General features: G+C 38.4%; 10 protein-coding genes and 1 tRNA gene. 4 read left to right on the top strand and 7 right to left on the bottom strand.

From position 1 onward, the window contains the following. Window positions 1–10: 10 nt before the first annotated feature. Entirely contained in the window at window positions 11–292 is a 282-nt protein-coding gene (locus tag GM552_RS01555) for a hypothetical protein (protein WP_155564980.1), read from the bottom strand. Between the two features lie 111 nt (window positions 293–403). Here GM552_RS01555 and GM552_RS01550 point away from each other — a divergent pair, with 111 nt between their 5' ends. Next, window positions 404–1,393, top strand: a complete 990-nt coding sequence (locus GM552_RS01550; protein WP_155564979.1) for an RluA family pseudouridine synthase — start codon at window positions 404–406, stop codon at window positions 1,391–1,393. Between the two features lie 373 nt (window positions 1,394–1,766). Then, a complete protein-coding gene (gene rpoH, locus GM552_RS01545) occupies window positions 1,767–2,675 on the top strand; it encodes an RNA polymerase sigma factor RpoH (protein WP_122122994.1) in 909 nt (302 codons plus the stop codon). A 35-nt stretch (window positions 2,676–2,710) separates the two neighbouring features. On the opposite strand, the gene GM552_RS01540 is transcribed toward rpoH, so the two are convergent. The 6 genes from GM552_RS01540 to GM552_RS01515 form a co-directional block, all read right to left on the bottom strand. Next, a complete protein-coding gene (locus GM552_RS01540; protein WP_155564978.1) occupies window positions 2,711–3,019 on the bottom strand; it encodes an AzlD family protein in 309 nt (102 codons plus the stop codon). Continuing rightward, window positions 3,012–3,806: an AzlC family ABC transporter permease gene (locus GM552_RS01535; RefSeq protein ID WP_155564977.1), complete on the bottom strand. Its 795-nt coding sequence runs from the start codon at window positions 3,804–3,806 to the stop codon at window positions 3,012–3,014. Before GM552_RS01535 ends, GM552_RS01540 begins: the two co-directional genes overlap by 8 nt. Before the next feature lie 472 nt (window positions 3,807–4,278). After that, the gene (locus GM552_RS01530) at window positions 4,279–5,568 is read right to left on the bottom strand and encodes an adenylosuccinate synthase (RefSeq protein ID WP_155564976.1); all 1,290 of its coding nucleotides are present in this window, start codon (window positions 5,566–5,568) and stop codon (window positions 4,279–4,281) included. Between the two features lie 73 nt (window positions 5,569–5,641). Beyond that, entirely contained in the window at window positions 5,642–6,787 is a 1,146-nt protein-coding gene (locus GM552_RS01525; protein ID WP_155564975.1) for an ATP phosphoribosyltransferase regulatory subunit, read from the bottom strand. Between the two features lie 42 nt (window positions 6,788–6,829). Beyond that, entirely contained in the window at window positions 6,830–8,002 is a 1,173-nt protein-coding gene (locus tag GM552_RS01520) for a phosphoserine transaminase (RefSeq protein WP_155564974.1), read from the bottom strand. A gap of 44 nt (window positions 8,003–8,046) precedes the next feature. Further along, a tRNA-Leu gene (locus GM552_RS01515) sits at window positions 8,047–8,130 on the bottom strand. A 480-nt stretch (window positions 8,131–8,610) separates the two neighbouring features. Here GM552_RS01515 and GM552_RS01510 point away from each other — a divergent pair. Together GM552_RS01510 and GM552_RS01505 are read left to right on the top strand one after the other, a co-directional pair. Beyond that, window positions 8,611–12,660, top strand: a complete 4,050-nt coding sequence (locus GM552_RS01510) for a Hint domain-containing protein (protein WP_155564973.1) — start codon at window positions 8,611–8,613, stop codon at window positions 12,658–12,660. A gap of 411 nt (window positions 12,661–13,071) precedes the next feature. After that, window positions 13,072–15,671 (top strand): Hint domain-containing protein (locus GM552_RS01505; RefSeq protein WP_155564972.1); only part of this gene is annotated, 2,600 nt, incomplete at its 3' end.

The following is a 15,671-nucleotide window of genomic DNA, read 5'->3' as shown; positions in this document are numbered from 1 at the left end:
AATTAACAAACTATTTATCATCAATCCCCGAATCGATAATTTTAACTTCCGCCACCTTTTTTTGTTGATCAATGTCCCAGAAAATCAAACGATCAGGCCCTCCACCTCTCAATGTTATCAATACCATCCTGTCAGACTGACGTGTGACCTTTTCTATCCGTGTCCCTTTAGGTTCTTGCAATATACTGATTGGACGTGTAATTTTTAGTGAATTTTCATAAATCATGACAGAATCGTTTTTCTTATGAGTTATACGACTGATAATTGCGAAAACCAGTATCGTTGTGGCCATTATTATCAGAATTCCCAAAAATACAACTAAAGCTAACAATCCTTTATTTTTTCGTGATAAAGAATCTTTGTTTTCAAGGGATATATTCATTGACATTAAGGTACTTTCTGTATGAATGGTTCAAACACGATCGACTCAACTTTGCTTGTAACTTCAGTTCAAGAAAAATACAATAATTTAAGACTTGATCGATTTTTAAGCAAAACCTATCAAAATTATTCACGATCAAGAATTAAAGCACTCATTGAACAAGGACATTGTAAACGTAATCATGTCCCTGTTAAAAATCCATCAACTCCCATTAAAACAAATGATAAAATTGAATTGCAAATCCCTGAAGTAAAAGAGTATTCATTGATACCTCAGGACATTCCCCTGGAAATTCTATTTGAAGACAATCATCTTATCGTAATCAATAAACCGGCTGGATTAGTTGTACATCCAGCCCCGGGAAATGAAAATGGTACCTTGGTCAATGCTCTTTTGGCGCATTGTGGAGACAGCCTGTCAGGAATAGGAGGAGAAAAACGTCCCGGAATCATTCATCGGCTGGACAAAGACACTTCTGGAGTAATGGTTGTCGCAAAATCTGAACAAGCCTTAAGCAAACTATCCGCTGATTTTGCAGATCGAATCATAAACCGGTTATATCATGCCATCTGTTGGGGAATACCAAACCCAAGTCCAGGGTCTATTGAGGGAAATATCGGTCGTGACCCCTATGATCGTAAAAAAATGACAATTGTCAAAAAAGGTGGAAAATATGCCAAAACAAATTATAAAATTCAAAAAATAATAAATCCAGCTGTAAGCTTTATTCAGTGTAAACTTGATACAGGACGCACTCACCAGATTCGTGTGCATTTATCGAAACAAGGTCACCCCTTAATAGGTGATCCCGTATATCTTAAGCGGATTCCCGCCATTGCAAAAATCTTACCCATAGATCAAAGAAATGAACTTCTTGATTTTCCCAGACAGGCCCTGCATGCGACACTTTTAGGATTTAATCATCCCATAAGCAATAAATATCATGAGTTTGAAACATCATTGCCCCAGGATATGGAACGTTTAATAAAGAAAATAACTACGGAAAAATAAAGATATAATAAATCCTTATTTTTCGATTCGAAATAAACACTCTTGCAAAGAAAAAAATAACTTGTTAAAAATTTATTAATAAATTATTAATTATAAAGATTAAAATTTTGTAAAATACATGTTTTAAACTCTATAAATATTAACCAGTTCAATTTTTATTACCTATAATCGAATTTATCGATGAAAATATACTTTATTTTTATGTTATTTTTTTTGACAGGACTAAATTAGTCTGATATAACAATGTTCGTAAACAAAACAAACTTCATAAAATATAAATGTGGGTCAACTGCATTAATTAAAAATACAATAAAGATCAACAAGACATGTGTTCTGTTTTACGCAGACCATAACATCATAAAGGTACAAATCAATGGTTCCTTCAATGTTAGATATCACGCCAGAAAACAACATTACACAATATATCCAGAATATCCGCAAATTTCCCCTCTTAACAGCTGAAGAGGAATTCACCTATGCGAAACAGTGGAAAGAGGAGGGAAATATACAGGCTGCACATAAATTGATCAATGCACATTTAAGATTAGTCGTTAAAATAGCCACAACATACAAACGCTATGCCTTGCCCCTGAATGAATTGATAAGTGAGGGAAATATAGGTATGCTTCAAGCCATCCAACGTTTTAATCCAGACCGTGGGTTCCGGTTTACAACCTATGCAATTTGGTGGATTAAAGCGGCCATTCAGGAATATATTCTTCACAACTGGTCTTTGGTTAAAATAGGGACAACCGCTGCTCAAAAAAAGCTTTTTTTCAATTTACGTCGCGTTAAAAGCCAGATTAAGGCCTTTAGTGACACTGATCTAACCCCGGAACAATTGGAAACAATCTCGGAGAAACTTGGGGTAACTACATCCGAGATTCAAAGTATGAATCAACGGTTAAGCGCTCAAGATCACAGCCTAAATACCCCTATGGGAAACGACAGTGATTATAACGAATGGCAGAATATGCTGGTTGATGACGCCATTAACCAGGAAGAGAGCTATGCCGAACGTGAAGAACTATCCCAACGTCATAATATTCTACAAAAAGCGATGGAAGGCTTAAAACCCAGAGAACGTGAAATATTAACGGAGCGTAGGTTAAAAGATAAACCTGCAACTTTGGAAGAACTTTCAAAAGTCTATAAAATTTCCAGAGAACGTATCCGTCAGATTGAAACCCGTGCTTTTGAAAAATTGCAAGAAATTATTCAAAAAGCACATGGTTCAGATATTGGATTTAAAAACTCAATAAACCAGGTAGCTATTGCCTAAAAATATAAAACATAACAAGCTGGATTATGGCGTATTTAACCTAGAAGATATCGTAATAATCCAGCTGATCCTATCGCGATAATCAGTGTAACCAAAAAAGAGCATCGAATAGCCGCCGTTACCGTAAAGATTAATGCAATCATATCTGCCATCCGTCCTGTAACAAAATAAGGTGCGATCAAGGAAATCATTACGCATCCAAGAACAATTTCCAATATGTTCTTTAATCGGGGATGATCATATTTACTAAAAACAAGGTATCCACCAATTCGTGTCAGATATGTTACCATCCCCATGAATATAATCGTCAGAAAAGCGTGTTCATTAATGTAGGTACTAAACATTTTTTGATGCCTGCAGCATGTGATTGGGAACCAGAAAGACAAATATTATTCCGGTCAAAGTACCCGCAATAATATACCATTCCCCAGGCACAAACATATACACTATACAGGCAGTTATAAGGCTACTTGCCCAGATAATGCCTTTTCGCCATCCCAGCCACATACCACGAAGTAAAACAATGAATATGGCTGCAAACGCCATATCAAATCCATAATGCAAAAGATTGCCAAATAAAGGCCCCAATAAAATTCCTATCACGGCACTTGTAACCCAGACAAGATACAAAGAAACTCCTACAGTCATATAAAATATATAGCTAAAAGATGGACTAATGACTTTTTTTAACCTGTGATAACAGTCCTGCAATGACAATGCCCAACATTCATCACATAAAAAGAAAAAAGATGGTAAAATCCTTTTTAATGAAAAATGCTTGCAAAACTGTATCATGGTGGCGCCCATTAAAATATGACGGCAATTCACCAGTAAGGTCATCGCAACAATCAATAATAATGGCGGTGTTTTTTGCCATAAATTAATCGCGACAAATTCAGATCCGCCAGCAAAATTTAAACTGCACATTAACCAGAGCTCAAGCGTTGACAATCCATGTATCTTTGCCTGCGCCCCCAATAACAGACCAAAAGGAATGACACTTAACATTAAAGGAAAAGCTGTCTTTAAAGCTCTCAGAATTTCCCTGCGTATATTTGATCCTACGCGTTTTTCTTTATTGGAATCAGATGTTAACCCGTTATTTTTTTTATTGAATATTTGGATAACCATGTGCATCACATTGAATTGGTCAAAATAATATTTGATAATTATCTATTAAGCTGTTAATAAAACAGTTTTTTTTAAAATTTTTCTTTTGGAATATATTAAATCTACAACAAATTTCAAAAGATAAAAAAATTTAAAACATACTGTTATTAATTTTACGATCAGATAAATTTGTTTCAAATGATTCTTAGTTACAATCTATCTTTTCGATCATTATATTTAAGCAATAAAATAAAATTATCTATAATATATCCTTAAATCATTTCTTGAACATATATTAAAAGGTGGTTTTTGTTTCTTTTTCATATAAATATTAATTTTCAAATCTTTTTTTGAATAAAATTCATTAAAATTTTCTTAATAAAAATCTTTTATTCACAAATAAATATTTATAGAACGAATTAAGAAACGTAAAATGAGAATTATAAAAGACCCCTTGTCAGGGGTCACAAAAAGACAATAAATTATCTTAAAATTAGTTTGGCAAAAAATTCTCGGATAATATTGTATCTTCACGTTCAGGACTGGTTGAAATGACAGCAACCTTAACCCCTGTCAATGCTTCAATACGTTCAATATAATTTCTTGCTGCTGCCGGCAATTCTTTCTTTGACCGAATACCAGAGGTCTTTTCATTCCATCCTGACATCGTTTCATAAATAGGTTTCAATCTTTTTTGCGCTTCCAAAGTATATGGAAAACGCTCTATATTCTGACCGTCCAATTGATACCCGACACAAATTTTGACCTCTTTTAAGCCGTCCAGAACATCTAGTTTCATCAAGGCCAAACCATCCAATCCACCAACTTGAACTGCACGACGTACCAGTACAGCATCGAACCATCCACAGCGTCTTGGCCGTCCTGTTACCGTACCGAACTCGTAACCTTTTTCACCTAAATATTTTCCAGTTTCATCAAATAGCTCGGTTGGAAATGGCCCTGCACCAACTCTTGTCGTATAGGCCTTGGCAATTCCAAGTATGTATCCGCCTGTCCGTGGACCTGTACCGCTACCAATCCCCGTTTGAGCAGGCACAGTATTTGAACTGGTTACAAAAGGATAGGTTCCATGATCTACATCCAACATTATGGCCTGTGCCCCTTCAAATAGCACAAATTTATTATCCTTAATATAACTTGCCATTAATTCTGAAACGGGTGCCATAAAAGGTAAAACCTTTACAGCAATAGTATTGAGATAGGATAGAATTTCATCTTTTGAAAATGTTTTTTCACCCAATGATACCAATAAGGCATTATGATGAGCCAATAACTCATCCAAACGCCAATCTAGCGTTTCCGGTTCTGTCAAATCACACAAGCGAATGGCACGACGCGCCACTTTATCTTCATAAGCGGGTCCGATACCTCGACCGGTTGTTCCAATTTTATGTTCTCCACGTGCTTTTTCACGAGCCTGATCCAAGGCCACATGAGAAGGCAAAATCAAAGGGCAATTCTCGGCTACTTTTAAAATATCTGGAGTAATTTCGATATTTTGATCTTTAAACTTGGCAATCTCATTTAACAGGGCCTGTGGATCAACAACAACCCCATTGCCAATAATACTAATTTTTTGCCTGACTACACCGGAAGGCAATAATGATAATTTATAACTTTTTCCATCAATAACCAGGGTATGTCCAGCGTTATGTCCGCCCTGAAATCTTACTACAACATCTGCCTGACTGGCCAGCCAATCAACAATCTTTCCTTTTCCCTCATCTCCCCATTGGGAACCGACAATGGTAACACTGGACATATAGACTTCCTTATCTAAACAACCTTATTTATAAAATTACACAAATATTAAATGATTAAAGCGCTTACACCAATTACAAAGGAAACAACTTTCCTTTTTTGTATATATATTGACAATTTAAATGATGAGCCTCTTCTTCAGGATCGCCTTCAACCGCACAACTCATTAATGTAACATATCCCTCTTCATGCAGTTTGCTCAACTCCTCAATTCTATGACAATCATAGGGAACAAAAACCCTTGATTTGCTCAAAGGTCTTTCCGCTCTTTGCAACAAAATATCTGGACGAAGGGTTAAACCACAAGCAGGTTCCTGATTATTGGAAAGATATCTTCCACCCCGACCAACTTCACCACTAATACCATCAGCATAAACGGAAATACATAATCCTGTATGATAATCCCAGCCTCTAAATTCAACAGGATCAATAGTCAATTCAATATCCGGATCTTGATTTCGCACCGCTTTTACAGAAGCCAACAACCGTTCAAACAACCGTTGGGCCTCTGCTGGAAAATCTAATTTTCGCAATGCGCCAATAGCCTGATCCGCAGGTCCTGCCGCCTGCAACATAGCTGTCAAAATATCCGAATAATCCCCACCATAATATTTTACGGCGGCAACATCTTTACGATCCAATGCACGCATTAACGCAACCAATTGTGCAGAGGTAAAATTTTCCGGGCAAATAATTGCCTGTACCAGCTGCGGCATCATTAAATCAAAACTGAAGGCCTGAATCCCAAGCGCCTGCAATGCCTGTGCAGTCACCAGAATCACCTCGGCATCAGCCTGTGCATTATCGATGCCAATTAATTCAATGCCAGTCTGTAAAATTTGACGGGCTGCTGAATGTCTTGCCCCTTTAACCCAGATACAGAGACCGGCATACGACAACCGCAAAGGACGTGGTGAATTGATCAATCGTGTCGCAGCAATTCTGGCAATCTGAGGTGTAATGTCTGCGCGCAAGCCCATCATATAACGTGTTTCTGGATCCATTATCCGAAAAGTTTGCTCTGCAATTCCTTTGCCCGCATGCGCAAGAAGACTCTGTTCGAATTCCAATAAAGGTGGATTGACCCGATCATAACCGTAATTAGCAAAAATATTCATCATTTTTTGCAAGCCATGCGCTTCTGTCTCAGCATCAGAGGGCAAGACATCGCAAAAACCAACGGGGAGCAATGCGTTACTTATTTCCAGATCATCAATCATATGTATAGTTGCTTTTTACCTTTAATCATCTTCCCGTATGATTCAGCCATCCGCCTTTACCATCGCAAACGCCCAATCAAGCCAAGGTAACAGGGCCTCCATAGATGCAGCAGTCACCGTTGCCCCACCCCATAACCTCAATCCCAGAGGAGCATCACGATAACTGGCAATATCATAAGCGACCTGTTCCTCAGCCAAAAGCCCAGTCAGTTTCGATAAAACCGTTTTCTGACTTTTATTATCCAACGCGACAAACCAAGGATCCACAATTTTTAAACAAATAGAGGTATGTGAGCGATACTTCTCATCTTTTGCAAGAAATTCAATCCATGCCGTTTTAGCAACCCATTGACTGACAATCCTCAGATTATTTTCACTAAGACGTTTCAATCCTGCCAATCCCCCGACAGATTGAGCCCATCTCAAACTATCCAGCGCGTCTTCAACGCAAAGCATTGACGGGGTATTGATTGTATCTCCCTCAAAAATTTTTTCGTTCAATTTTCCCTGTTTCAATACACGGAAGATTTTAGGCAAGGGTCTTAACTGTTCCGTTTCCTCAAGACGTTTCACTGCATGTGGGGATAAAGCAAGCATTCCATGCGCGGCTTCCCCACCCAAAACCTTTTGCCAGGACCACGTTACCACATCAAGTTTCGACCATGGCAGATCCATCGAAAAAACAGCCGAGGTCGCATCACAAATAACCAATCCATCATGATGGTCAGGAATGAAATCCCCATTTGGAATTTTAACACCCGAAGTCGTTCCATTCCACACCATTACAACATCATTATCCCACTGAATTTCATCCAGATTTGGCAATTCACCATACTCTGCATGAATAATATTGGTATTGGGCAGTTTTAACTGTTCAACAACATCGGTAACCCATTCCGCAGAAAAACTGTCATAAGAAAGCACATCAACAGGACGAGACCCTAGCAAGGCCCACAAAACCATTTCAACAGCCCCGGTATCTGAAGCGGGAACAATACCCAATTTCCATCCTTCAGGAACATCAAGTATTTCAGCAGAGCGGTGGATGACATCATGTAACCTGGCCCGCCCTTCCTTGGAACGATGTGACCGTCCTATCAGGGCATTTTGCAAAACATTGATATTCCATCCGGGACGTTTTGCGCAAGGACCAGATGAAAAACATGGATTTTCAGGTTTTTTTTGGGGTTTGGGAGATATGGACAATCTTGACATAAGCGTTAATAACCATTCATTGCACGTTAACAGATAACGTGAATTGGTGCGAAAGGGGGGATTTGAACCCCCACGCCTTGCGGCGGTCGATTTTGAGTCGACTACGTCTACCGTTCCGTCACTCTCGCTTGCTTATTTCCTCTTAGCAGATAACACCACCAAAAGACAATCTTGTTTTTAAAAAAAATTAAAAAAATTGCAAGTGTTTTTCAAAGATTTTTTCATTTAAAATACATAATATTCACATTATAATTAAATTTTATACAAAAAATTATGAAACTGGTTACTTATACATCGTTTATTTAACTTATATTTATTTAAATTTTTTTAGAGTTTTTTAATAAAAAAAATTAATTCCAATAAAAAGCAAACCTTGCAAAACTTTTAAAGTAACCAAAAATATTCACTACTTTACCAAAATTTAAAAAATTAAAAAATCAATAATTCATTAAATAATATTAAATAAATTTAATGGTTATTACTTTAAATATCATTTTTTATATGTAAAAATTACTTATTAATAAATAACATGTTTGTATATTATGTTGTATTATACTAATAATAATATTTCAGGAACGAAAAAATAAAGTAAAAATAAGAGATTACTTATGGTTAAACATGTAAAAGACGACAAACGCAAAGATTTAACAGATGAAAATGAATTTAAAACAAATCATTTTGTAAACTATATTTATTATCCTGTTAATTTGGCAAATAAAAATAACGTCACCGAAGATCAAATAAGCACTTTTGATTCGATAGGATATTCCATACACAATAACAATCCCATCCTGAATACCGGTGATTGGTACGCCGTTAACTATAATGGAAAAACTATATATAGTAAGGGCGGATATAATCAGGGCGGTACAAATTCATACTTTAGCCTGTATACGGCTGATCACACAACCACTGATCCAAACTATGCCTATTCTGGCCCTGTAAACATTATCAACAGCAATTTGCATATCGAGAATGGCGCAGTAGTATCAGGACTCAATTACTTTTCCACTGACGGGAATCAATATACGCTTACCGTTGATCAAAATGGTAAATTGCAAGATTCCAATATTTTCAATCAAAATGTCAACATCAACAATGGTTTTTCCAGTAATAACAATTACTATAGCTGCCCCACCACAATGGCCGGCAACACTCGGTCAGACAACGATTCATTTACCAATGCCTACATCCTATCAGTGGGTAGCTGGACTTTAACGGGTATAGCCTCCCAACAGACCCCCTCATCAGGAAATTTTTTCTTTAGTAAGGGTGGAACAACAACAATCAATATAAAAGACTCTACCATAGTCACCAATCCCACTGTCACCGCCGATACGCAGGTTCCAGCCGACACGAGAAGTACGCAGATCAATGTTGATCAAGGAGCAAGATTCGGAAAACAGGATTTTTATTCCGCAAACAACATTGATGAATATTTGAACAACATAATAATCAAAAATAATTATAAATCCATTATCGGTGACGGAAGTTTCAGTGATTATAACGTTGTATATGTCACCAATGAGACATTTACAGACGCCAATGGAGTGACACAAACAGCAACAACATACCGGGATTCAAATAATAATGTACTCTATCGGGGAAACGGTCCTGTCAATATCTATAATGTCTCAAGAATAATTGTCAGAAAAGGCGCGGTACTGGATCATGCGCAAATTTTTGGCGGAGCAATTCCCAGTATCCTGGTTGAAAACGGAGGCATTCTTCAAAATTCCAATATTTTCGATAGCTACATCGGGATTCAGAATGGGGGTCAATCACTCAATAACACCTATTACTCACCCGAATTCTGGTACAGCAGAAATAATGTCACCAGCCGCATGGAAGGGATCTCCAAAAATGATAAATTCTATGAATCTGCACACTCTTACCAGAATCTTTTAGACATTAGTGATAATGCCAATGTCTATTTCGATCAAAATGGTTTTACCGTAAACGATCCCACTAAAAATCCATCCCAAAGCCAACGCTTTTCGGTTGTCAATGGATTTATGCAACTGCATATCGGTTATGGAGGGCAATTCATTGATCCAAGTATATCAAGCTACAATAGTTATTATCTTGATTATTTTGGCGGGGGGGAAAATAATGATCCAAACAGTTCGCCAAAGTATAATTATCCGGGTGTGGATCCTGACCTATCTGCTGATACCAGTAAAAATCCATTGAAATTCGATAACAATGTCGATTTTGCAAATTATACCGTCCGTAACAATAACCCGATCCTGGATGGAACCATTCCATGGCATGCCGTTAAACTTGACAATGGTAAAACGGTCTATCAACGGGGAACCGGCACAAATGGCCCCTATTTCAGTTTACACGACAAGGATCACCTAACCAATGATCCCAATAAAGCCTATTCAGGTCCTGTTAATATCATAAATTCCGATTTTTACATTGAAAATGGGGCTGTTGTCTCTGGATTGAATTTCCTTGCCAGTGACAATTCCAGAACATTATACAATAATGGTGGAACACTGCAAGATTCCAATATTTTCAATCAAAACGTAATTTTTACTGGCAATAGTCATTCCAATAACAACACTTTTATTTCCTGCCCCGTCAACATAAGTGGAACTACCGTATCCGATGGGGATTCTTTCGTCAATTTTTCCTCTAAAACAGGATATTATGATTTAAAGGGAATCAGTTATACAAATAGAAGCTATCTTGACACCAAACATGACAACACCTTTCTATCCAGTGATAATGGATCTGCTGATGTAAACGTAAATGACAGGAGTATTGTCAGAAATCCCCATATACCGAATGTTCCATTGAACAACTCAAGTAATACCATGACTATAAATGTGGTAAATACAGCACAATTTGAAACAAAGGGGGTGCCTACTGGTCCAGAACTTGATAAATATCTCGCCAGTACCGTTATTCAAAATGACAGCCTGAACATTATTGGCCCAAATAACGGTAGCAGTAACAATTGTGTCTATGTATACACAGAAAACGTTCTGGACCAAAATGGAAAACCTGTTTTGGACTCATCAGGTGTACCCCAAACAGTAAATGTCTATCGGGATAGTGCCGGACATGAAATCTACCGTGGTAATAAAAAAATTAATTTTTACAATGTATACAAGGTTATTGTCACCAAAGGTGCAGTTCTTGACGGCGCGCAAATTTTGGGAAACAATATCCCGAGACTCCTTGTCCAAAATGGCGGAACCATAAAAAATTCAAAATTTTATGATGGTTATGTAGGCATTGAACAAGGTGGACAGTCAATAAACAATACTTATTATTCACCGGAATTCTGGTATTCCGAATGGGACAATCTGGGCGACCATCGAATGGAAGGCACTTCACAGGACGACAAATTCTTTGAGAGTTCTGGAACCGTAAAAGGTCTCGTAAATATCGCAAATAATGAATGTCGATATATTGATGGCAATAATAATGTTGTTTATAATGACAAAAGCTATAACCCTCCAAACAATACACAATTTACCGTAGCCAGTGGTACAACCCAAATCCATGTCGCGGGTAACGGAAAACTAATTAATCCGACGATATCAAGTAATAGTAAATATATTTTGGATTACAGGGATAATGCTCAGGAAGAACCCTGTTACCTTTGTGGGACGATGATAGAGACAAGAGACGGATTGAAGGCCATAGAAGAGATCCGTGCCGGAGACATGGTTTACGCATATGAAGGCTCCGCGAGGATTCTCAAACCCGTGACCTGGGTCGGGTCGGGTCACCACAGTGTCCGCAGGAACAGGCCCGATGATGTGGCGGGTTATGCCATCCATATCGTCAAAGACGCCCTGGCTGACAATATCCCATACAAGGATATGCGCATCACGCCGGAACATTGTCTCTATATTGATGAAAAGTTCATCCCCGCCCGCATGCTGGTCAATCATCACTCCATCCGTTACGATTATTCAAGAACCGAATATACCTATTATCATCTCGAGCTGGAGAAACATGGCGTTATCAAGGCGGATGGCGTATTGTCCGAAAGCTACCTCAATACGGACAACCATAAAAATTTCCACAATCCTGAAAAGGTGGTTCAGTTAAGACAGGAGACAAAAGACTGGGCACAGGATGCCGCAGCCCCTCTGGAAACAAGTCGTGAGGCCGTTGAACCTGTCCATGCCCATTTGAAACAGAGGGCATTGCATCTGGGCATGAAGAACATGGTTGCGCCAGAAACAATCACCCACTCCACAAATCTTCATATCATTACTGACAGAGGCGAGGTTATCCATCCACAATGGCCGGTAACGGGAAATGGAAATTATGTCTTTGTTCTCCCCAGTCCCGTTCATCATGTCCATATCGTTTCAAATAGCAGTCGCCCGTGCGATGCCATCGGTCCATTCGTTGATGACAGGCGCAATCTCGGCGTACTGATCGAAACCATCACCCTGTTTGACAATAGGGAGAACCACTATGTCAAAGCCCACCTGGAAACCAGGAAACTTGAAGGGTGGCATAATCAGGAAAACATACCCTGCCGCTGGACGGACGGCTATGCTCTCCTGCCCCTGGACCAGCATGTTCTGCAAAAGGGCCGGAAGATCCTTACCGTAAAGGTCATCGCCGCTGGACCGTATATCTCACAAAACCAGTTGGATCATAAAAAAATAATGTCATCATAATAAAAATTACAAATACCATTTTATATTACTTATAAGGCTGGATCAGATAAATTGATCCGGCTTTTTTATAAAACCCATTTGATTCTAGCAATTTTATTACTTAATCCATATCCCGACCAGGCCATTACTTCATAATGTTATTTTCCATACATTTATTGAAAAACAAAATTGGGTGAATCCCTATCTAACTATTTTTAATAGAAATCTAATATTTATTAAAAAATAATAAATGTATTCAAGATATTACATTTTAATTATCAAATTTAATTTACTAAATATATTAATAACATTATAATAATTAAATATATTAAATAATAAATAGCATGCTCATGAAAGTATTACTTAAATAATAAATGTCGCAAATACTTACTTTCTGACACGCTTATAATAAAAATTATATGAGAATCACTGATGACGAACCAACAAAAAGATTACTTGCGTAAAGATAAAAAAGATGATGATACATTCAAAATAAATCATTCATTTGTCCATTCATATCAATATCCTCCATCCTATGGTGAAAAGAACAGTCAAAATTCTATTCAAACCTTCTCAAATAATCGCCTTACAAGAGAGAATGCGACTTCCAATCAATTAAAAAATGTCGAAAATACAGACCTGAACAGTTATATATTACAAAATAACAATCCGATCATTGATAGTGGCAATTGGTATGCCGTTAAATTAAGTGATGGCCGCACTGTCTACAAAATAAACTCAACCAATGGACAGTATTTCAGCCTATCAACAAATAATCATCTTACATCTGATCCATCACAAGCCTATTCAGGACCCATCAATTTTGTTGACAGCACTGTAACCATTACAAATGGTGCAACCGTTTCAGGTTCAAATTTCCTTTTGATCAAAAACAGCCCCTCTAACAATTCAGCCATTACAATCAATACTGGTGGAACGCTCCAGGATTCAAATATATTCAATCAAAATGTTACGATGAATGGTGGCAGTTCCACCAACAACACTTTTATTTCCAGCCCCGTTATCATGAACGGTTCCGCCACTTCGGATAATGACTCATTCCTTAACCCAAATACTACAAGAAGCGGTTATAATCTGGGAGGTCAAAGTTTTAGTGGCAATAGTTACAAGAATCAACCCAACTCTTATTTTCAATCAAGTGATAATAATACTGCCAATCTTACCCTCAATAACAACAGTAAAGTAACAAATCCCAATATACCGGATCTTTACAGATACAACCCTTCATCAAACAGGCTGACCGTATCAGTCAGCAGAACCGCCCAATTTTCTCAAGAACAGATTACCGGGGATGATATTGAAAACTATGTAAAAAACTATAACATTTCCAACGATCATATCAATATCATCGGTACGGGTGGCACCACCTCAATTTATATCAGCTCTGAAATCGCTTCAGATCCTGCCGGTAATATGATTAGACAGAATGTCTATAAAAATGGAGCCGGAATTATCATTTACAGAGGTAATGATCCAGTAAATATTTTCAACATTAACAATATCTATATTCAAGATGGAGCGGTTGTAGACGGTGCTGAAATTTTTGCCAATAATAGTTGGCAGAACGTTTTTATACAAAAAGGTGGCACCCTAAAAAATTCAAAATTTTATGATGGTTATATAGGGATCGAACAAGGTGGAAAGTCAATAAACAATACTTATTTCTCGCCAGAATTTTCAAGTAATGGCCATTATATCGACGGTTTGTCTCAAAATGATACGATTTATGAAACATCCTGGTCAGCAAGTGGGAAATTAAATATCGCAAATAATAATAATATTTGCTTGAATGGAAACAACCCCCCTGTCTATAATCAGACTAACAACAACCCTCCACCCAATCAATCCATCTGGTTAACCAACGGATTGACTCGCGTAACTGTCGGGACTACAGGACAATTCATCAATCCAACAATAAACACTAATCACAACTATTCCATAGATTATGTGCCGGGACTGAACACTGATAATCCCCAACCCTGTTACCTTTGTGGCACGATGATAGAGACAAGAGACGGATTGAAGGCCATAGAAAAGATCCGTGCCGGAGACATGGTTTATACATACGAAGGCTCCGCGAGGGTTCTCAAACCCGTGACCTGGGTCGGATCGGGTCACCACAGTGTCCGCAGGAACAGGCCCGATGATGTGGCGGGTTATGCAATCCATATCGTCAAAGACGCCCTGGCTGACAATATCCCATACAAGGATATGCGCATCACGCCGGAACATTGTCTCTATATTGATGAAAAGTTCATCCCCGCCCGCATGCTGGTCAATCATCACTCCATCCGTTACGATTATTCAAAAACCGAATATACCTATTATCATCTTGAGCTGGAGGAACATGGCGTTATCAAGGCGGATGGCGTATTGTCCGAAAGCTACCTCAATACGGACAACCATAAAAATTTCCACAATCCTGAAAAGGTGGTTCAGTTAAGACAGGAGACAAAAGACTGGGCACAGGATGCCGCAGCCCCTCTGGAAACAAGCCGTGAGGCCGTTGAACCTGTCCATGCCCATTTGAAACAGAGGGCATTGCATCTGGGCATGAAGAACATGGTTGCGCCAGAAACAATCACCCACTCCACAAATCTTCATATCATTACTGACAAAGGCGAGGTTATCCATCCACAATGGCCGGTAACGGGAAATGGAAATTATGTCTTTGTTCTCCCCAGTCCCGTTCATCATGTCCATATCGTTTCAAATAGCAGTCGCCCGTGCGATGCCATCGGTCCCTTCGTTGATGACAGGCGCAATCTCGGCGTACTGATCGAAACCATCACCCTGTTTGACAACAGGGAGAACCACTATGTCAAAGCCCACCTGGAAACCAAAAAACTTGAAGGGTGGCATAATCAGGAAAACATACCCTGCCGCTGGACGGACGGCTATGCTCTCCTGCCCCTGGACCAGCATGTTCTGCAAAAGGGCCGGAAGATCCTTACCGTAAAGGTCATCGCCGCTGGACCGTATATCTCACAAAACCAGTTGGATCATAAAAA

The sequence above is a fragment of the Commensalibacter sp. ESL0382 genome (genome assembly GCF_009725775.1).
Taxonomy (GTDB): domain Bacteria; phylum Pseudomonadota; class Alphaproteobacteria; order Acetobacterales; family Acetobacteraceae; genus Commensalibacter; species Commensalibacter melissae.
This window is presented reverse-complemented; position numbering and strand designations above follow the sequence as displayed.

Bases quoted from the DNA above. Each gene is read 5' to 3' on its own strand.
- GM552_RS01555 (WP_155564980.1), bottom strand. From the start codon at position 292: ATGGCCACAACGATACTGGTTTTCGCAATTATCAGTCGTATAACTCAT.
- GM552_RS01550 (WP_155564979.1), top strand. From the start codon at position 404: ATGAATGGTTCAAACACGATCGACTCAACTTTGCTTGTAACTTCAGTT.
- rpoH (WP_122122994.1), top strand. From the start codon at position 1,767: ATGGTTCCTTCAATGTTAGATATCACGCCAGAAAACAACATTACACAA.
- GM552_RS01540 (WP_155564978.1), bottom strand. From the start codon at position 3,019: ATGTTTAGTACCTACATTAATGAACACGCTTTTCTGACGATTATATTC.
- GM552_RS01535 (WP_155564977.1), bottom strand. From the start codon at position 3,806: ATGGTTATCCAAATATTCAATAAAAAAAATAACGGGTTAACATCTGAT.
- GM552_RS01530 (WP_155564976.1), bottom strand. From the start codon at position 5,568: ATGTCCAGTGTTACCATTGTCGGTTCCCAATGGGGAGATGAGGGAAAA.
- GM552_RS01525 (WP_155564975.1), bottom strand. From the start codon at position 6,787: ATGATTGATGATCTGGAAATAAGTAACGCATTGCTCCCCGTTGGTTTT.
- GM552_RS01520 (WP_155564974.1), bottom strand. From the start codon at position 8,002: ATGTCAAGATTGTCCATATCTCCCAAACCCCAAAAAAAACCTGAAAAT.
- GM552_RS01510 (WP_155564973.1), top strand. From the start codon at position 8,611: ATGGTTAAACATGTAAAAGACGACAAACGCAAAGATTTAACAGATGAA.